This window comes from Peptoniphilus sp., from assembly GCF_050943655.1.
Taxonomy (GTDB): Bacteria; Bacillota; Clostridia; order Tissierellales; family Peptoniphilaceae; genus Peptoniphilus_A.
The window spans coordinates 1-19,844 of the sequence record NZ_JBMNPQ010000003.1 but is presented as its reverse complement, the minus strand read 5'-3'; the positions used below and the strand labels follow the sequence as shown (position 1 = coordinate 19,844).

General features: G+C 32.9%; 22 protein-coding genes and 1 other annotated feature. All 22 genes read left to right on the top strand.

What is annotated here, in order from left to right:
- Nucleotides 1-20 precede the first annotated feature (20 nt).
- Nucleotides 21-88: a sequence feature (ribosomal protein L21 leader region), on the top strand.
- Between the two features lie 10 nt (nucleotides 89-98).
- The 22 genes from rplU (at nucleotide 99) to cas2e (ending at nucleotide 19,618) form a co-directional block, all read left to right on the top strand.
- Nucleotides 99-407 carry a 50S ribosomal protein L21 gene (gene rplU / locus ACOX6R_RS00825; protein WP_433446241.1) on the top strand — a complete coding sequence of 103 codons (309 nt, stop codon included), beginning with the start codon at nucleotides 99-101 and terminating at the stop codon, nucleotides 405-407.
- Nucleotides 404-751 (top strand): ribosomal-processing cysteine protease Prp, encoded by a 348-nt coding sequence (locus tag ACOX6R_RS00820; protein ID WP_433446240.1) that lies wholly within the window; start codon nucleotides 404-406, stop codon nucleotides 749-751. Before rplU ends, ACOX6R_RS00820 begins: the two co-directional genes overlap by 4 nt.
- Nucleotides 738-1,037 carry a 50S ribosomal protein L27 gene (rpmA, locus tag ACOX6R_RS00815; protein ID WP_433446238.1) on the top strand — a complete coding sequence of 100 codons (300 nt, stop codon included), beginning with the start codon at nucleotides 738-740 and terminating at the stop codon, nucleotides 1,035-1,037. The genes ACOX6R_RS00820 and rpmA overlap by 14 nt, the downstream gene beginning before the upstream one ends.
- A gap of 130 nt (nucleotides 1,038-1,167) precedes the next feature.
- Nucleotides 1,168-2,445: a GTPase ObgE gene (gene obgE, locus ACOX6R_RS00810; protein WP_433446236.1), complete on the top strand. Its 1,278-nt coding sequence runs from the start codon at nucleotides 1,168-1,170 to the stop codon at nucleotides 2,443-2,445.
- Nucleotides 2,446-2,453: 8 nt separating this feature from the next.
- Nucleotides 2,454-2,741 carry a ribosome assembly RNA-binding protein YhbY gene (gene yhbY / locus ACOX6R_RS00805; protein WP_433446234.1) on the top strand — a complete coding sequence of 96 codons (288 nt, stop codon included), beginning with the start codon at nucleotides 2,454-2,456 and terminating at the stop codon, nucleotides 2,739-2,741.
- Entirely contained in the window at nucleotides 2,741-3,340 is a 600-nt protein-coding gene (nadD, locus tag ACOX6R_RS00800) for a nicotinate-nucleotide adenylyltransferase (protein WP_433446232.1), read from the top strand. Before yhbY ends, nadD begins: the two co-directional genes overlap by 1 nt.
- On the top strand, nucleotides 3,337-3,909 hold the full coding sequence (yqeK, locus tag ACOX6R_RS00795; RefSeq protein WP_433446230.1) for a bis(5'-nucleosyl)-tetraphosphatase (symmetrical) YqeK: 573 nt from the start codon (nucleotides 3,337-3,339) through the stop codon (nucleotides 3,907-3,909). Before nadD ends, yqeK begins: the two co-directional genes overlap by 4 nt.
- A complete protein-coding gene (locus tag ACOX6R_RS00790; RefSeq protein WP_433446228.1) occupies nucleotides 3,906-4,784 on the top strand; it encodes an LCP family protein in 879 nt (292 codons plus the stop codon). Before yqeK ends, ACOX6R_RS00790 begins: the two co-directional genes overlap by 4 nt.
- Nucleotides 4,785-4,794: 10 nt before the next feature.
- Nucleotides 4,795-5,145, top strand: coding sequence for a ribosome silencing factor (gene rsfS, locus ACOX6R_RS00785; protein WP_433446226.1), 351 nt, complete (start codon nucleotides 4,795-4,797; stop codon nucleotides 5,143-5,145).
- Nucleotides 5,145-5,522 (top strand): RidA family protein, encoded by a 378-nt coding sequence (locus ACOX6R_RS00780; RefSeq protein WP_433446224.1) that lies wholly within the window; start codon nucleotides 5,145-5,147, stop codon nucleotides 5,520-5,522. Before rsfS ends, ACOX6R_RS00780 begins: the two co-directional genes overlap by 1 nt.
- 41 nt (nucleotides 5,523-5,563) lie before the next feature.
- Nucleotides 5,564-5,857, top strand: coding sequence for a rhodanese-like domain-containing protein (locus ACOX6R_RS00775; protein ID WP_433446222.1), 294 nt, complete (start codon nucleotides 5,564-5,566; stop codon nucleotides 5,855-5,857).
- A gap of 79 nt (nucleotides 5,858-5,936) precedes the next feature.
- Complete coding sequence (polA, locus tag ACOX6R_RS00770; protein ID WP_433446220.1) at nucleotides 5,937-8,594, top strand: DNA polymerase I; 2,658 nt, start codon at nucleotides 5,937-5,939, stop codon at nucleotides 8,592-8,594.
- Nucleotides 8,581-9,180, top strand: coding sequence for a dephospho-CoA kinase (gene coaE, locus ACOX6R_RS00765; protein ID WP_433446218.1), 600 nt, complete (start codon nucleotides 8,581-8,583; stop codon nucleotides 9,178-9,180). Before polA ends, coaE begins: the two co-directional genes overlap by 14 nt.
- A complete protein-coding gene (locus tag ACOX6R_RS00760; RefSeq protein WP_433446216.1) occupies nucleotides 9,177-9,941 on the top strand; it encodes a metallophosphoesterase in 765 nt (254 codons plus the stop codon). The genes coaE and ACOX6R_RS00760 overlap by 4 nt, the downstream gene beginning before the upstream one ends.
- 314 nt (nucleotides 9,942-10,255) lie before the next feature.
- Nucleotides 10,256-13,012 carry a CRISPR-associated helicase Cas3' gene (gene cas3, locus ACOX6R_RS00755; RefSeq protein ID WP_433446214.1) on the top strand — a complete coding sequence of 919 codons (2,757 nt, stop codon included), beginning with the start codon at nucleotides 10,256-10,258 and terminating at the stop codon, nucleotides 13,010-13,012.
- A 3-nt stretch (nucleotides 13,013-13,015) separates the two neighbouring features.
- On the top strand, nucleotides 13,016-14,797 hold the full coding sequence (locus ACOX6R_RS00750) for a type I-E CRISPR-associated protein Cse1/CasA (protein ID WP_433446212.1): 1,782 nt from the start codon (nucleotides 13,016-13,018) through the stop codon (nucleotides 14,795-14,797).
- Nucleotides 14,742-15,350, top strand: coding sequence for a type I-E CRISPR-associated protein Cse2/CasB (casB, locus tag ACOX6R_RS00745; protein ID WP_433446210.1), 609 nt, complete (start codon nucleotides 14,742-14,744; stop codon nucleotides 15,348-15,350). Before ACOX6R_RS00750 ends, casB begins: the two co-directional genes overlap by 56 nt.
- Complete coding sequence (cas7e, locus tag ACOX6R_RS00740; protein WP_433446208.1) at nucleotides 15,340-16,410, top strand: type I-E CRISPR-associated protein Cas7/Cse4/CasC; 1,071 nt, start codon at nucleotides 15,340-15,342, stop codon at nucleotides 16,408-16,410. Before casB ends, cas7e begins: the two co-directional genes overlap by 11 nt.
- Before the next feature lie 10 nt (nucleotides 16,411-16,420).
- Nucleotides 16,421-17,137, top strand: a complete 717-nt coding sequence (gene cas5e, locus ACOX6R_RS00735; protein ID WP_433446206.1) for a type I-E CRISPR-associated protein Cas5/CasD — start codon at nucleotides 16,421-16,423, stop codon at nucleotides 17,135-17,137.
- Between the two features lies 1 nt (nucleotide 17,138).
- Nucleotides 17,139-17,771: a type I-E CRISPR-associated protein Cas6/Cse3/CasE gene (gene cas6e, locus ACOX6R_RS00730; RefSeq protein WP_433446204.1), complete on the top strand. Its 633-nt coding sequence runs from the start codon at nucleotides 17,139-17,141 to the stop codon at nucleotides 17,769-17,771.
- A 1-nt stretch (nucleotide 17,772) separates the two neighbouring features.
- A complete protein-coding gene (cas1e, locus tag ACOX6R_RS00725) occupies nucleotides 17,773-18,714 on the top strand; it encodes a type I-E CRISPR-associated endonuclease Cas1e (RefSeq protein WP_433446202.1) in 942 nt (313 codons plus the stop codon).
- Nucleotides 18,698-19,618, top strand: a complete 921-nt coding sequence (gene cas2e, locus ACOX6R_RS00720) for a type I-E CRISPR-associated endoribonuclease Cas2e (RefSeq protein WP_433446345.1) — start codon at nucleotides 18,698-18,700, stop codon at nucleotides 19,616-19,618. The genes cas1e and cas2e overlap by 17 nt, the downstream gene beginning before the upstream one ends.
- The last annotated feature ends 226 nt before the right edge of the window (nucleotides 19,619-19,844 follow it).

The window sequence follows — 19,844 nt, the reverse complement described above, 5'->3', positions numbered from 1 at the left end:
TTGGGATTTTATGGTATTATAATTAACTGTAACCGCTCAGATTAGGTCTTAAAGTTTACTGCCTATGATGGCGAGTCTTGTAATGAGGAGGTGCTACAATGTACGCAATTATCGAAACTGGTGGAAAACAATACGTTGTTGAAGCTGGAAGCAAAATCAAAATCGAAAAATTAGATGTTAACGAAGGTGAAACAGTTACTTTCGACAAAGTACTTTTTGTATCTGGTGATACTCCAAAAGTTGGAGCTCCATATGTAGAAGGTGCAAAAGTAAACGGTAAAGTTTTAGCTCAAGGCAAAAACAAAAAAGTTATTGTTTACAAATATAAATCTAAGAAAAACGAAAGAACAAAAAAAGGACACCGTCAACCATATACTTTAGTTGAAATTTCTGATGTAGCAGTATGACAAAAATTTCTATCTTTAAAATAGGAAACTACTACAAGGGATTCATATTTGACGGACATGCTTCTGAAGGCGATTTGGAAAACTATGTCTGTGCAAGCATCTCAACTCTCAGTCAAACTCTTTATTTTACTTTAATTGACAAGTTAAATATTCCTGAGGACGAGATTAGGGATGTACAAGATGACGGATATCTAGAAATTGAAATTCTAGATAAAAATGTATTTAATAGAAATGATGTTCAAACTTGCTTTGAATTTATGATTAAGGGGATTGAACTTATAAGGTCGCAATACCCACAGTATTTAACACTAAAGGTTGTGGAGGTGCAGAATGATAAAATTTGATTTATTGCTTTTTTCTTCTAAAAAAGGAGCAGGTTCTTCAAAGAACGGCCGTGACTCAAATGCTAAAAGACTTGGCGTTAAGAGAGGCGATGGTCAATTTGTTCTAGCAGGAAATATCCTAGTTAGACAAAGAGGAACTAAAATCCATCCAGGCGAAAATGTAATGCGTGGTAACGACGATACATTATTTGCTACTGCAGATGGAATCGTAAGATTTACAACTAAAGGTAAAGGCGGAAAGAAATTCGCTAACGTAGTTGTTGAAGAAAAAGCTGAATTAGCATAAGACATTTAAAAGCAAGGGTAACCTTGCTTTTTGTTTTTATAAAATAATCACAATAATTTTATTTAACTCACAGAAGGATCAAGTTTTTAACACATATTTATGATATAATTTTAGAAAATGTGAGGTTATTATGTTTATTGATATAGCAAATATTAAATTAAAAGCGGGCAATGGCGGCGATGGCGCGGTTGCTTGGAGAAGAGAAAAATTTGAACCTGCCGGTGGTCCTGCAGGTGGAGACGGAGGTCGCGGTGGAGATATTATTATTAAGACTGACAGTGGCCTTCACACGCTAATGGATTTTCGCTACAAGAGAGAATATAAAGCTGAAAATGGCGAAAATGGCATGAGCAAATTAAAATTTGGAAAAGATGGAAAAGATACAGTTTTAAAAGTTCCTGTTGGAACTCTAATTCGAGATGAAAAAACTGGCGGAGTTCTTTACGATTTAAAAGAAGATGGCATGGAAGTAGTTGTCTGCAAAGGTGGAAAAGGTGGCATGGGAAATGCCAGATTTAAAACTTCTACTAGACAAGCTCCTACCTTTGCTCAAGCTGGAAATCGTGGAGAAGAAAGAGAAATTATTTTAGAGCTTAAACTTATTGCCGATGTTGGACTTGTTGGTTTTCCAAATGTTGGAAAGTCCACACTTCTATCTATTGTAACAAGTGCAAGACCTAAAATTGCAAATTATCACTTTACTACTCTGTCTCCAAACCTTGGGGTAGTGAAGATAGATGAAGGGGAGTCCTTTGTAATTGCAGATATTCCTGGACTTATTGAAGGTGCATCTGATGGAATTGGACTAGGAGATGAATTTTTAAAACACATCGAGAGAACTGGAATTTTAATCCATGTAATTGATGTTTCAGGATCTGAAGGAAGAGATCCTGTTGAAGATTTTTACAAGATTAATAATGAACTTGTAAGCTACAATGAAAGATTATCTAAGAAGAGACAGATAATTTTTGCAAATAAAATCGACATTCCAGGTGCCGAAGAAAATCTAAAGAGACTAACTGATGAACTTGGAGGCGACTACGAAATTATAGCAGGGTCGTGCGCGACAACAGAAAATATTGACAAGCTCATGAAATTAACTTATGAAAATCTTAAAAAATATCAAGACAATGAATACGAAACTTACGACGAAGAGTATGTTGAAGTTGTAGAGGAAAGAGAAGAAGGTATAAATGTTTATAAGGAAAAGGAAACTGGCAGATTTATTGTCGATGGTCCTTATATCGATAAACTTCTTCGCTCAACTAACTTTGAAGATATTGAGTCACTTAGATATTTCCAAGAGAACTTAAGAAAGAACAATGTCGTTCTTAAGCTTGAAGAGCTTGGAGTGGGTGAAGGTGAGTCAGTATTTATTGGCGGATATGAATTTGAATTTTTTGAATAGGAGAATATATGTTAACTGGTAAACAAAGATCTTTTTTAAAAGGACTTGCAAACACAAGAAATCCACTTATTCAGGTAGGAAAAGACGGAGTAAATGAGGGATTTTTAACTCAACTTGATAAACTCTTAGAAGATCACGAACTTGTCAAAATAAAAGTTCTTCAAAATAGTCCTGTTGATGTTGAAGAAATCGTAGATGAAATCATGGAAAAGACAAATGCTGAGTTTGTCCAAATGATTGGAAGTAAATTAACTATTTATAGAGAATCAAAAGAAAATAAACAAATAGAATTGTAATGGAAAAATACGGAATTTTTGGTGGAACTTTTAATCCAATTCATTCGGGGCATCTTATGATTGCAGAGTATCTCAGAGAAGAGATGAATCTCGATAAGGTAATTTTTATTCCAACGGGCAATCCGCCCCACAAGGATTTAAAGATTTCAGCAATTGATAGATACAATATGGTAAAACGTGCCATTTCTTCAAATGATAAGTTTGAAGTTACTGATATTGAGACAAAGAGAGAAAAATTATCCTATACCGTTGATACAATAAAGGAATTAAAATTAATTTTAAAAGATGTGAAGCTTTATTTTTTAATAGGGCTTGACACTTTGTTTCAACTGAGAACTTGGAAATTATTTGGAGAGCTTTCAAAGGAAATTGACTTTGTGGTGGCACTTAGACCAAAATACATTGATATTTCTAAAATTAATGCAGAAATATCTTATTTACAAGAAAATTTTGACACTAACATTAAGATAGTTCATACTCCTCAGCTAGAAATTTCTTCAACTGATCTTAGACAAAGAATAGGCGAAGGAAAGTCTGTGAAATATCTTTTGCCAAGTGAAGTTATTGAATATATTGAGGAGAATAATTTATATAAATGATTGAAGATATTTTAAAATATAGTGATGAAATTAAAGATAGAATTGGTGAAAAAAGATTTCTGCACACTTTAAGGGTTAAGGACACTGCAATAGAGCTTGCTAAAATTTATTCTGTAGATGAAGACAAAGCGGCTGTTGCAGGACTTTTACATGATTGTGCAAAAATTAGAGACGTCAATTTATTAAAAGAAGAAGCTCAGGAGAATGGATTAAAGGTAGAAGGTGATTTTGAAAAGGCACCACAAATTATCCATTCATACCTTGGCAGTCTCTTTGCTGAAAAGCTATATAATGTTCATGATGAAGATATATTAAATGCAATAAAATATCACACTACAGGAAGAGAAAATATGTCTAGCTTAGAAAAAATTATTTTTTTAGCAGATAGCATCGAGCCAATGAGAAACTTTGATGGAGTTATTAAACTCAGGGAGCTTTCTTACAAAGATTTAGATGAGGCCATGTATTTTTCTCTAAACAGCACCATAAAAATGCTAGCAGAAAAGAATATTTACATTGTACCTGAAACTCTTTATGCTAGAAATTTCTATAGGGAGATGGTTAATTGAAATCTTTTTTTAAGGCCTTTCTGAGCACTATTCTCGTAATCCTAATCTTAGGCCTTGGGCTCGTGGCAGCTTATTTTTATTTCTTCGACGAAAAAGACTCAGAAAAGTTAAACACTAATGGCGAAGGACTACAATTTTTACTCCTTGGAGTTGACTCTTTAGATGCAAAAAATGCAGATAATGCTAGATCTGATACAATAATGATTGTAAATGTAAATCCTAAAGATTCTTCTGTAAATATTATTTCTATTCCAAGAGATACTTACACTGCAATTAAGGGCTACAAAAACCAAAAGATAAATCACTCATTTAAATACGGAGGAACTGAACTTACTCTTGATACAGTAAACAATTTGCTCGGCACAAATATAAATCACTACATAACTATTGATTATAGGTTTGTAGAGGCCGTTGTCGACGCTCTAGGTGGAATTACTGTTGATGTTCCAATAGATATGAAGTATGACGATCCGACAGCAGATCCGCCACTTCACATTGATATTGACCAGGGAAGAAGAAATTTAAATGGACATGATGCAGTTGGATTTTTAAGATTTAGAAAAGGCTATGCCAACGCAGATCTTGGAAGAGTTGAAGCACAGCAACAATTTATGAGTGCCATGTTTTCTAAGATAAAAGATCCTAAAATTATTTTAAAGACACCAAAGTTAATGAGTGCCTATGTAAATTACAGTGAAAATAATATGTCGGCAAAAGAACTTATGAAGCTAGCCTTTAGCATGAAGAATATGACTAGTGAGAATATTAAGACAAGTACTTTGCCGGGATATCCGAAATATAAGGGTGGAGTATCCTACTATATTATGAACGAGAACGAAGCAGATGTTGTGTTAGTTAATGCAGGTTTCAAATAAGAGGTGAACAATGGATAACAAAAAGTTAGATATTATCGTTGACTCCTGTGAGTCGAAAAAGGGAATTGATATTAAGGTACTTGATATCAAGGGTATGACTTCTATTGCTGATTATTTTGTAATCGTAAGTGGTAACTCATCTACTCAAGTTTCTGCTCTTGCAGACGAAATTGAAGACAAGATGGCAAAAGAAGGTTATGAATTAGAAAATACTGAAGGTAAGAATTCTAGCAGATGGATTTTGTTAGATTTTGGTGATATAATAGTACATGTATTCCACAAGGATGAGAGAGAATATTATAATCTCGAAAGACTGTGGACAAAAGATGAAGACGAATATGAATTAAAGGAGGAAGATTAATGTTAAAAACATTACACACAGACAAAGCTCCTGCAGCTGTAGGACCATATTCACAAGCAATTGAAGTAGAAGGACTTATCTTTACTTCAGGACAAATTCCACTAGTTCCAGAAACTGGCGAACTTGTTTCAGAAAGCATCGAAAAAGCTACTGAAAGATCACTTGAAAATGTTAAAGCAATTCTTGAAAATGCTGGATCAAGCTTAGAAAAAGTTATAAAAGTTAATATTTTCTTAGACGACATGAACGACTTTGGTAAAGTTAACGAAATTTATGGAAAATATTTTGACAGTCACAAACCAGCAAGATCTTGCGTTGAAGTTGCAAAACTTCCAAAAGATGCTCTAATCGAAATCGAAGCAATTGCTGTAAAATAATTAATTAAGAGTCCTTTGGGGGCTCTTTTTTTGAGGTATGTATGAGTAAAGAAATAGATGTAAACGAGATAGATAAAATAGATAATCCCTATATTATTGACATTAGGGAAGAAAACGAAATTAAAGACACAGGCACTATGAAAGATGCTATTAACATTCCGATGATGAAGCTTCAGACAAAAATATCTGAACTTCCAAAGGATAGAGAAATTTATCTACTTTGCAGGAGTGGAGCGAGATCAAGAATGGCAGCAGGATTTTTAAATGCCTTTGGATTTAATGCAATAAGCCTTGATGGTGGAATAATTAATTATAAGGGTAAGTTATATAAATAATTTGTTGAAATATTGGGGGCATTGCCCCTTTTATTTTTTTGCGACAAAATCTCTGCTATAATAGGGATAGGGGGTACTTATGGAAAATAAATTTTTAATTATAGATGGAAGTTCATTGTTCTTTAGAGCTTTTTACGCTCTGCCACTTTTAAAAACCAAAAAGGGTCTTTACACAAATGCAATTTATGGCTTTGTGATGATGCTTGAGAATGCAATCGAAAAAATTAAGCCGACTCACATCGCCGTATGCTTCGACATGAAGGGAAAGACTTTTAGGACTGACCTTTATAAAGATTACAAGGGTACGAGACAAAAAACTCCAAATGAACTTGAGCAACAATTTCCTCTAGTTCGCGATATTTTAAAACACATGAATATTAAAATATTGGAGTCTCCAGTCTATGAAGCCGACGACATTGCAGGAACTCTATCTTCTATTGCATCAGAGGAAGGTTTTGAGTCTTATTTACTTACTGGAGATAAGGACTATTTCCAACTTGTAAATGACAAGACAAGAGTCCTTCTAACTCGCAAGGGCATTACAGAGATGGATATAATTACTGAAGAGAGCTTAATGGAAGACTACGGAATTGAGCCAAAACAATTTATAGATTTAAAAGCACTAATGGGCGATAGCTCCGATAATATTCCTGGAGTATATGGAATTGGCGAAAAGACAGGTTTAAAATACGTAAAGGAATTTGGAACGCTTGAGAATTTATATGACAATATTGACGAAATTACTGCAAAAAAAGCAAAGGAAAAGTTAGAAGATGGAAAGACTTCTGCCTTTATGAGTAAAAAGCTCGGCACAATAGTTAAAAATGTACCACTAGATGAGAGCCTTGACGATTTTAAAGTGGAAGAATACGATTATGAATCTCTTTCTAAAATGTATCGCGAGTTTGAATTTAATTCACTACTTGATAGGCTTCCAGAAGAATATAGGAAAGAAAAAACTGAAAAAATCGACATAGGAAATTTAGAATTTGACGATAATATAGATATTGACACTGTAATTTCAAAAATTAAAGATAAAAAATCCTTCGCATTTAAATTCATAACTGATGGCAAAATTTATGAAGATATAGATCCAATTTATATTGCGATAAAACCGGGAGACGATGCAGTTTATTTCTTGGAATATTCAAAAGAAATCCTAGAAAAATTAAAAGATATCTTTGAAGATAAAGATATAGAAAAAATTGGTTACGATTTAAAAGAAGACATAATAATTTTAATTAACAGTAATATAGATTTAAAAAATTATGTACACGACCCTTCAATTGCAGAATATATTCTAAACTCAACACAATCTGATTACAGCATAAATAAACTTTCTCATGTGTATTTAGATAGGGACTATAAGGACGAAGAAGAGCTACTTGGAAAAGGTGTAAAGAAGAAAAAATATTCTGAAATAGACAAGGATGAGCTGTTTAATTACTTTACCTTTATGTTAAATGTAAGCTACAAGTTAAAAGATCTTCAAATTAAAAAAATAGAAGAAGAGGATATGATTTCTCTGTATAGATATGTTGAACTACCGCTTGTAGAAGTTTTGGCATCAATGGAATACACTGGAATAAACACTGATGTGGCAGTTCTCGATGAAATCGACGAACAAATTAGCGACAAGATTTTAAATTTAGAAAAACTAATTTATGAAGATGCTGGTGAAGAATTTAATATAAATTCACCAAAGCAGCTCGGTGTGATTTTATTTGAAAAGATGGACTATCCAGTAATTAAAAAAACAAAGACAGGCTATTCAACTTCTGCAGATATTCTTGAAAAACTAAAGGGAGAGGACGATATTATCTCTCATGTTTTGGAATACAGAAAGCTTGCAAAATTAAAAAGCACATATATCGACGGGCTAAAAGCTGTGATAAATCCAAAGACAAATAGAATTCACTCAAGATTTAATCAAACTGTTACGGCAACGGGAAGAATTTCATCAACTGATCCAAATCTTCAAAATATTCCAATAAGAACAGAAGAGGGAAGGCTAATCAGAAAAGCCTTTTTAGCATCACCTAATTCTGTTTTAGTCGATGCAGACTATTCACAAATTGAGCTTAGGATACTTGCTGCGCTTGCAGAAGATAAAGAAATGCTTAAAGCTTTCGCAGACGGACTAGACATTCACAGAAAAACTGCATCAGAAGTTTTTCATGTGGATTTTGACGAAGTATCGTCAAGACAAAGGTCTGATGCCAAGGCAGTTAACTTTGGAATAATCTATGGCATAAGCGATTATGGATTATCTCAAAACCTAAATATACCTCGAAAAGAAGCAAAAGAATATATCGACAACTATTTGGAGCACTTCGTTGGAATAAAAAATTATATGAAGAGTGAAATCGAAACGGGAAAAGAGATGGGATATGTTAAAACTATTTTAAATAGAAGAAGATACATTCCAGAACTTAAAGCCAAAAACTTTAACATCAGATCTTTTGGAGAAAGGGTTGCACTAAATACTCCAATTCAAGGATCAGCTGCAGATATAATTAAAATCGCCATGGTTAAAGTCTATAACGAACTTAAAAAGAGAAATCTAAAATCAAAGCTAATTATTCAAATTCACGACGAACTTGTTGTCGACGCTTGTGAAGATGAAGTGGAAGAAGTTAAGAGCATAATGAAAGAACTTATGGAAAATGCAGTAAAGCTTAATGTAGATTTATTTGTAGATATGAATGTGGGAAATAGCCTTTATGAATCAAAATAAAAAAATAATAGGACTTACCGGTTCAATAGCAACTGGTAAGTCTTTAGTATCAAAATATTTATCCGACAAGGGGTTAAAAGTAATTGATGCAGATAAAATGGCAAGAGTCGCTGCCGAAAAAAAAGAAGTAATAGATAAAATAAAACTTGCCTTTGGAGATGACATTTATAACGGAAAAGAGCTAGATAGAGATAAACTTGGAAAAATTATCTTTAAAGACGATAGCGAGAGGGAAAAATTAAATTCTATAATGTTTCCTGTGATTTATAAACTTATTAACGATGAAATAAAAAGAAACGATGGAATTATCTTTGTCGACATTCCACTTCTTTTTGAAAACGAAGAAATAAATAGTGAAAACAATTTATTCTTTGACGAAATTTGGCTCGTTTATTTGGATAGAGATACACAGGTCGAAAGACTTATGCTTAGGGATAATATTGACAGAGATTATGCGAAAGAAAAAATTTCATCACAAATTTCTGTTGAAGAAAAAAAGAAAAAGAGCGATGTAATAATAGACAACAGCGGCGATATTAAAAAAACTTATGAGCAAGTGGATGAGTTTTTAGGGAAACTTAAATGAAATATTTTTTTATATTTGTCGCATTAATTTTTATCTATCTAATTTACGAAAATAAATTTTATAAAATAGAAAAAGTAAAAATAAAATCTGACAAAATTAAGGACAAAATAAAATTTGTGCAGATAACAGATTATCATTTAAACTCGCTCATTAACTTGGAAAAATTAAAACGAGATATAGAAAAAATAAATCCTGATTTTGTCTTTATCACAGGAGATGTGATTAACAGGACATCGACTGCAAAAGAGATAGATAAATTAAAAAAGTTTTTAAAAATATTTAACTGCGAAGTATATTTTATAACGGGAAACCACGAATTTGAAAATAAATATTTTTCATCATTTAAAAAAGTTTTAGATGAAGATGGTATAAAAACTTTTAATGGAAACTATTTTGAGCCTCAAATAGACGCAAGAATATACGGATTTAATTACAAAAATAATTTTAATTTTTTGGAATTAGATGACTCTAAATTCAATATACTATTAATTCACGATCCGCTAAATTATATTTATGGCATCTTCCCACGCTTTGACCTTACACTTTCAGGACACATTCACGGCGGACAAGTAAGACTTCCAGGTGTTGGAGCAATAATAGATCACGATGGAGAAATATTTCCCAAATACTCCAAAGGATATTACGAAGAAGACGGACTTAATCTCTATATAAGTTCAGGCCTCGGCTCAAAATTTTTAATTAGAACATTTAACCCAGTTGAGATAGTAGAATTTGAAATTTGTGGCAAGATTAATGAATAATTATTTTAAAAAATATTTTAGAGAAAAGGTAGATAAGTGACGAGCTTATCTATTTTTTTATATAAACTTTTAAAGAAAATGATATAATGTATATAATTCTTGCTGAGCAAGGGTGATCCAGTAGTGATTTGGATAACATTTAAAAATTATTTATTGTTCCCGCATGGCGGGGGAAGCAAAACTATATTTACACATGCGAATACATTGCTTTTGGAAAGAACAAAACATTTTCCTAAAAAGACTTGAAATAATTTTCTCATAGTTGTATATTAATCATAACGTAGTAATTTGTATAATACATTTAGGAGATGGCTATGGAATTAAATAAATTTTGGGCGAAAAAATCGAGTGATCACGGAGTGCTCAAGTGGTTGCCTTTAGAACAACATTTACTCGATACTCGTTTTGTCATGAAGATGCTTTATAACCAGTGGCTTGATGATGGGCAGAGAAATTTAATTGAAAGCTCATTAAGTGGTGGCAACACAAATCCAGTTGACTTAGTCGAATTTATCGCGACAGTCCATGATCTTGGAAAATGTATTCCTGCCTTTTCTGCAAGAAAGTCTTTTAATGAATCGGCGAAAGATTTAGATGAAATAGTTATTGGAAAAATAGTAAATACAGGATTTTCAGAACTATCAGACTATACTGATGAGAATGCAAAATTCACTAAGCATGCATTAGGAAGTGAAGCGCTTTTAAATTATTTTGGTGTAAACGAAGACATAGCATCAATTGTAGGTGCCCATCATGGTAAACCTGTCGACATATCGAGCACTGTGAACGAAAATATCTCAACCTATCCGAGCAATTATTTTGTGAAAGACAATTCAGAAAATTTAAAAGAAAAATGGATGAATATTTATAAAGAGGTATTAGATTGGGCGCTTGAAATTAATAATTATGAAAGTGTGAAGGACCTTCCTAACATTAAACAAAATGTACAAGTTCTTTTGGCAGGGCTATTAATTATGGCAGATTGGATTGCAAGTAATGAAAATTATTTTCCTCTAATTTCAATTTATGATGGCGCTGTAGAAGATAAAAGCTCTAGATATAGAGATGGCTGGAACGCTTGGAGAAAATCAAACAATTGGACTCCTAGTCTTAATTTAAATGTAGACACACTATTTTCCGAGAGATTTGATTTTATAAATAAACCGCGCGAGGCACAATATAATTTTGCAAAGATTATAGACGAATGCACAAGCCCTGGAATATTTATTTTCGAAGCTCCAATGGGACTAGGAAAGACTGAGGCAGCTCTTGTTGGTGCAGAAATTATGGCTAGTAAACTCGGCAAAAACGGTTTGTATTTTGGACTACCGACTCAAGCGACGAGCAACGGAATTTTTCCACGATTATACGATTGGCTTGGAAAAGTTGCCGACGAAAATGGAGAAAACTTACAAATAAGACTTGCTCATGGCAAAGCAGCTCTAAACGATAAATTCGAAAGCCTTGCCAGAAATATTGATATTGACGGAGGGACAAATGTCTATGTAAATGAATGGTTTGGAGGAAGAAAGACAACAGCCCTTGATGATTTTGTCGTTGGAACAGTGGATCAATTACTTCTTATGGGTCTTAAGCAAAAACATCTCATGCTTAGACATTTGGGATTTAGCAAAAAAGTCGTAATTATCGACGAAGTACATGCTTATGACATCTTCAGCTCACAATTTTTGTTTACTGCCATTAAATGGCTCGCTGCCTATAATGTTCCAGTGATAATTCTATCGGCAACTCTTCCTTATAAAAAACGAGAGGAGCTAATTCATAGCTATACTCTTGGCAAGGGACTAAAATTTGGAAAAGTTAAGAAAGAAAATGTAGATTTTAAAACTGATTCTTATCCACTTGTCACATATACAGACGGAGAAGAAATAAAACAGTTCCAAGAATTTCAAAAAGAAGATGGTAAAGATGTAAAAATAGTATTAGAAGAATCTGAAAATTTAGAAAATTTAGTGTCAGACTTGTCTCAAGATAAAGGGATAATCGGAATCGTTGTAAACACGGTAAAAAAAGCACAAGAGATTTCAAAGTCCTTGGCAGAAAAATTTGGAGATGAAAATATATTTCTACTACATTCAAGATTCATCGATACAGGTAGGGCAAAAAAAGAAGAAGAGCTATTAAATTTAATAGGAAAAGAGGGACAAAGACCAAAATTTAAAATAATTATCGGTACACAAGTAATTGAACAATCTCTTGACATAGACTTTGATGTTTTAATATCAGACCTTGCGCCCATTGACCTTTTGATACAAAGAATAGGTAGACTTCACAGACATAAAAGAGAAAATAGGCCAGAAAAATTAAAGATGCCAACCCTATATGTTCTTGGAACAAGTGATAAATTAGAATTTGAAAAGGGATCTAGTTCAGTATACGGAGAATATTTACTTGCAAGGACACAGTATTTTCTACCAGATAAAATAAATCTACCAAATGATATTTCACCTCTCGTGCAAAAAGTATATGCAGAAAATGAAATTGACTTTGGAAGTGATACCTTAAACGAAAAATATTATGGATTTAAAAAGTCTTACGACGCATTGCAAAATGAGAAGGAAGAAAAAACTCACGCATATATGTTGCAAAATCCAAAGCATTTAATAAGTAAATTTAGATCAAATTCTCTGATTGGATGGCTAAGTACATCACAAATTGAAGATAATTTGAAGTCAGAGGTAAAGGTTGCTGCACAAGTTAGGGATATAGAAGAAACGATTGAGGTGATAGCTGTTAAAAAAATTGGAGATGGTTATGGATTTTTTGATGGATGTGAAGATATTTCTGGAGAAATAGACATGGCGAACATTTCTAAAGAGCTGGCTAAAAATACATTGAGATTGCCACAATCATTATCGAAGCCATATATTATTGATAAGACAATTAAAGAATTGGAAGAATATAATTTAAAGCATCTCAGAAGTTGGCAAGATGAAAATTGGCTTAAAGGAAGCCTGGGAATAATTTTTGATGAAAATGGTGAGTTCATACTAAATGGATTTAAACTACATTATGACAATAAGTATGGACTACTTTGTGAAAGGTTGTGAAAAATGGCAAGATATAATTTAATTGATGAGGATTGGATTCCCGTACTTTTAGACAATTCAGGTGAAGTAAAGAAAGTTAATTTAAAAGAATTATTTGAAAATTCACAAAATTATGTTTCACTTGCTTGTGATACGAAGACACAGGAATTTGCAATATTAAGATTTTTACTATCAATACTTCAAACAGTATTCTCTAGATTTGACTCTGAAGGCGAAAAATATGAATACATTGAACTTAACGAAAACTTTAAACCAATAGAAAAAGTTTCTCAAGATTATGAAGAAAATTATGTAGAAGATCTGTTTGGAACTTGGGAAACTTTATTTAATGAGAGAGAGTTCCCAGATATTATTTCAAAATACTTGGATAAATGGCATGACAGATTTTATCTATTCGACGACAAATATCCTTTTTATCAAGTGACAGGTGATTTAATTACACCAGACAAAATATATAAAAATAGAAAAGTCGGAAGCATCTCTGGGAAGAATATAAATAGAAAAATTTCCGAATCTGGTAACAAAATTGCACTTTTCTCTCCGAAATATGAATATAAAAACAACAAAGAGATTTTAAGTGAAGACGAAATAGCAAGATGGCTTTTGACACTACATGGCTATATTGGAACATCAGATAAAACAAAATTTAAAGGCGATAATAAAACTTCTTCCAAGGGCTGGCTATTTGATATTGGAGGTCTATATCTAAGTGGGGAAAATTTATTCGAAACACTCCTTTTTAATACGGTCTTAGTTGACTCTTTTGAATCTTATAAAAATATACAAAGACCTTGTTGGGAATATAGTCCAAGTGAACTTATAGATAGGTATCTCACTTCAAATAATCCAGATAATTTAGCAGAGCTATATACTACATGGAGTAGAGCAGTTTATATTGATCCTGAAACTGATGCAAGTAAACCTTTTGAAATGAATATAGTTAAAGTTCCTGACGTAAATAAGGTAAATAATTTTTTAGAGCCTATGACAATTTGGAGATTCAATAGAGAAGGCGACAACAAAGGCAAATTTACTCCAAAGAAACATGTCCTAAATCAGTCAATGTGGAGAAGCTTTGGAAATATTATAGAGGAAGACATCATTAAAGAAGAAAATGAATCTAAAAATGAAAAAAAGACTAATAATAAGATGCCAGGAATTATCGAATGGTATAAAACTTTATCTGATGTTTTAGAAATTGATAATATTACATTAAATTCTGTAAGCATGAAGGACGATGGAAATGCTACATCGTGGGTACCTGTAGATGAAATTTGTGACAGCTTAAGTATTGCAGATATTATTATCACCGACGATGATGAAAATGGATGGAAAAATAGAATCCTTCAAACTATATCAGATACAAAATACTGTGTAAGTGTAATTTATAAAAGATTTATTCAAGATATTAAAGAAATAAGAAATCTAGAGTCCAAACTTTTTGTCGATCAAAATGTAGAGGAATTATATTTCATAATCGACGAACCATTTAGAGATTGGATTACTTCAATTGACAAAAATGACAGCAAGGATGAAAAATGTAATGAGTGGAAAATAACTTTAAGGCGCCTCGTTTTAAACCAAGCAAATTCACTAATTAAAGAAGCGGGGAACAGAGACTTTATAGGAATAGTAAAAGATGAAAAGGTAAAAAACATTGCGACAAGCTATTCTAGTTTTAAATATTATTTAAACGATAAATTAAAAATAAAAGAAAAGGAGGAGAACAATGGAGAAAATGACCAAAAGCAAGATGGTACTCATGACGACATCAAGGATAATTAATATAATCTCTAGTGACTTGAAAAGTCCAAGGTCGAAAGCACTGCTCTCAAATTTGCGCAATTCTGTAGGTAGGCCAATTTCAGAAAATATTGGAAGTCTTCAAATAGTTTATGAGAACATGCCTGAAGAATTGTTAGGAAAAAATTTTAGTATGACAAAGGAAGAGTGTGCAATACTTACAACTTTGCAACTTTTTGCCATACACCAACAGTCAAATGTAGAGCCAGTGAGCGAAAGAATTGAAGGAAAATGGAATAATGTTGGATATTCACTAAAAGCACTTAGATCTGATGGAAGTTTATCTACAGACCAAAGATTTAATGCTCTTGTGACATCACAAACTTTTGAAGAACTTACTCATCACTTAAGACAGATGATTAAACTTTTAAAGTCTAAGAAGAAGGGAGTAAAAGTAGATTATCCAGCACTATCATTAGATTTATACAATTTTTTAAGAGGTTATGACGAAAGCGTGAGACTTAATTGGGCAAGAGCCTACTATAGTTACAGTAAAGAAGAAAATGAAAAAGGAGAGATAGAAAATGAACAATAATTTATTTTTAGATGTACATGTAATTCAAACACTACCGCCATCAAATATAAACAGAGATGACACAGGAAGCCCTAAGACTGCACAGTATGGTGGAGTTAGAAGAGCAAGAGTCAGTTCACAATCATGGAAAAGAGCGATAAGAGAATATTTTAAGAAAAACAGTGAAGCAAACAATATTGGGATAAGATCACTTGACATAGTAAGATATGTTGCGGAGCAAATTCAAAAATTTGATGAATCTATAGATACAGATGAAGCAATTAAAATGGCAAATGAAATATTAAATAAAGCAGGAGTGAAGACTAAAGATAATAAAGCAAAAGCACTATTCTTTTTAGGAAAATCACAAGCTGTTGGACTTGCAAAGGCAGCAATTGAAGGAAATACTGATAAAAAAGAATTGCAAGAAATATTAAAATCAAACCCCGCAATAGATATAGCGCTATTTGGAAGAATGGTAGCAGATGATCCATTCCTAAACGAAGATGCATCATGCCAAGTTGCCCACGCAATTTCAACTCATGCAGTACAAACAGAGTTTGATTTCTTTACAGCATCAGATGATTTGGCGCCTGAAGATAATGCAGGAGCTGGAATGCTTGGAACAATTGAATTCAACTCCTCTACAGTATATAGATATGCAAATATTGCGCTTCATGAACTTATTAATCAACTTGGAGAAAAAGAAGCCACAATAAACACAGCGAAATTATTTGTTGAAGCTTTTGCCAACTCACTTCCAACAGGTAAGGTAAATACATTTGGAAACCAAACACTTCCTAAATTTATATTAGTGACTCTTAGAGATGATAGACCTGTTAACCTTGTAACTGCATACGAAGAACCTGTTTATTCTACAAAAGGATATGTAAAAGAGTCAATCGATAGACTATTAAGCGAATATAGAAGTGCACAAAAATTTGTAAATGAACCAATTGCAAAATTATTTGTAACAGGTGAAGATATTTTAGAAGAAACTGAATTTGAAGAATTAAATACTTCAAAGGAATTAATAGAAAGACTTGGAAATGAATTAGAAAAAATATTACCTGAGAAATAAGGTGATTAAAGTGAAGACAATTTTAATGAAATTTGCAGGACCCATGCAATCATGGGGCACAAATTCACATTTTGAAAGTAGATATACAGACTTTTATCCATCAAAAAGTGCTATCATCGGACTAATTGCTGCAAGCCTCGGATACAGAAGGCATGAAGATGAAAAAATTCAAAAATTAAACAAAATAGAATTTGCACTAAGAGTCGATCAACAGGGTAAACTCCTAAGAGATTATCAAATAGCTGCTAAATATAAAAATGGAGCGTTCGATAAGAACTATGTAACAAACAGATACTACTTAGAAGATGCAGTTTTTGTCGTTGCCATAAGTGGTGAAGATGAAATAATGAAGGAGATTTATAGGGGACTTAAAAATCCATATTTCCAACAATTTATGGGCAGAAGGTCTGTGCCAGTTAATTTTGACTTTTTGATTTCAATAAACGATGACAACATAATTTCAGCAATAGAAAAATTACCTTGGCAAGCTCAGGACTGGTATAAAAAAGAAAATAAAAATAAAGAATTTTTATATCTTGATGTATACGCAGATGGAAATTTAATAGATGAAAAAGTTAAATTTAGAAGGGATAAGGTCTTGTCATTTTCACAAAAGCACAGGAAATTTACATTTCGACCAGAGGGACGAACTAAAGTACGCGTGAACAATGACAAATTTGCTGATACAAATGATGAACACGATATTTTTGAAGTTTTAGGAGGATGAGATGTATTTAACTAGAGTTGAAATTGATTTTAATAATAGAAAGAATGCAAAAGAGTTAAATCATCTTGGAGCATATCATAATTGGGTGGAAGAAAGTTTCCCACAAGAAGTTGACAAGAAAATCAGAACTAGAAAACTATGGAGAATAGATACATTAAATAACAAAGAGTATCTATTAATAGTAAGTGAAGATAAACCTGATTTAAATAAATTAGAAAGATACGGTGTAAAGGGCAGCGCTAAAACTAAAGATTACGGAAAATTTTTAGAAACACTTGAAGAAGGGCAAAAATATAAATTTAGATTAGTTGCCAATACCACAGTATCAAAACCAGTTGAAGGAAAGAGGGGACGAGTAGTCCCAATAGTAGATGTAACCAAACAGATGGATTTTCTATTGGCACGTGCAGAAAAAAATGGATTTGAACTAAATCCATCCGACTTTTATGTACTAGATAGTTCATTCTTGCCACTAAAAAAACATAACGAAAAAACTATAAACTTAATAAAAGTAACTTACCAAGGTGAACTTACAATTAAAAATAAAGAAAAATTTCTATCACTTCTCACAAAAGGAATCGGCAGAAAAAAAGCATATGGTTTTGGCATGATGACAGTAATACCAATAAAATAAAATGGATAAACAAATAGGTGCCAAGAAAACAGAATTAACGGAATTACCTCGAATTGAAGACAGAGTCAGTTTTATATATGTAGAGCATGCCAAAATAAATAAAATTGACAGTGCAATAACAGTTACAGACTACAGAGGCCAAGTTAATATACCAGTTGCCATGATTGGAGTACTTTTACTAGGACCGGGAACAGATGTGAGTCATAGAGCGATGGAATTAATTGGAGATACTGGCACATGCGTTGTTTGGGTTGGAGAACGAGGAGTAAGACATTATGCACACGGAAGGGCCTTGGCACATTCAACAAGATTTTTAGAAAAACAAGCAAAACTTGTATCTAACACAAAGGCGAGATTAAAAGTTGCAAGAAAAATGTATCAAATGCGATTTCCAGGAGAAGATGTCTCAAAACTAACTATGCAACAACTAAGAGGACGTGAAGGAGCAAGAGTTAGAAATGTATACAGACATTATTCAAAAACTACTGGAGTTCGGTGGGATAGAAGAGACTATGACCCAGATGATTTTGACAATTCAGATTTAGTTAATAAATCACTCTCAGCTGCAAACGTGGCACTATATGGTGTGGTGCATAGCGTAATAGTTGCCCTCGGATTATCACCAGGACTTGGATTTGTTCATACAGGCCATGACTTAAGCTTTGTATATGACATAGCCGATTTATATAAAGCTAAGGTTACAATACCAATAGCCTTTGAAGTTGCAGCTAATATTGAAGAGAGTGAAGATGTTGGGGCAATAACGAGAAGAAGAGTTCGAGACGAAATGGTCGATGGGAAAATAATGAACCAGATTGTGAAAGACATACAGTATTTGATGGAAGTTGAAGCAGACGAAGAAATAATTACAGACAGCATAAGTCTTTGGGATGACAAGAACAAATTAGCAAAATATGGAGTGAGTTATAAAGAGAGGGATTAAAATTCCATTTACAATAATAACTTTAAAGAAAACGCCAAATTCCTTGAGGGGAGATTTGACAAAGTGGATGCAAGAAATAGCGACGGGAGTATATGTAGGAAATTTTAATGTAAAAATTAGAGAAGAGCTTTGGAATAGAGTATTAGATAGTGTAGGAGTTGGAGAAGCAACGCTTAGCTACAGCACTCGTAACGAAATTGGATATGAATTTAAAACACATAATACGCAGTCAGTTGTGCTAGACTGTGAGGGAATTCCTTTGGTTATGAAAAAATTCGTAGAAGAAAGTGGAGAAGAAAAGAATCTTGGATTTAGCAATGCATCAAAAATGCACAAATCAAAAAAATTCCAAAGCATGAATACAACAAAACCTCAAAAAGGTGAAACAAAGACACTTTTGTTTCTTGATATAGAAACAAATGGATTAAGCGAAAGAGACAATGATATAATAGAAATTGGCTCAGTTAAAGTTATCGGCGAAAATGTAGAAACATTTCAAAGTTTAATTAAGACAAAGGGCGATATTCCTGATGAAATAACTAAGCTTACAGGAATTACAGACGAGGATTTAAAAAGTGGCCAAGAACTTAAAGAAGTGTTGATTAAATTTTTAGAATTCATTGAGGGAACAATCATAATTGGTTACAATGTGAATTTCGACATAAAATTTATAAATAAAAACTTAGAAAAACTTGGACTAAATAAGATTAACAACAAAGTATATGACCTAATGGACTTTGTAAAAAAAGACAACCAATTTTTGGATGACTATAAATTACAGACGGCTTTGTTGGGATATGGAATAAAAAAGACAGTGCCTCACAGAGCATTGGAAGATGCAAAATTATGTTATGAGCTATCAACTAAAGTGAATAAATTCCAGAGGTTTATTGAAAAAATATAGCTATTTTATGGGATCTTTTAAGTGTACTTCCCGCGTAGGCGGGGGTGATCCTAATTATCGATGAGAATAACTTATATGCTCTTAGTACTTCCCGCGTAGGCGGGGGTGATCCCCAGTTGCAAGATGAATCCTATCTTTTGATAACGTGCTTCCCGCGCGAGCGGGGGTGATCCGTATATTAGAAGATTAGACACAGCAGAAATTGAGTACTTCCCGCGTGAGCGGG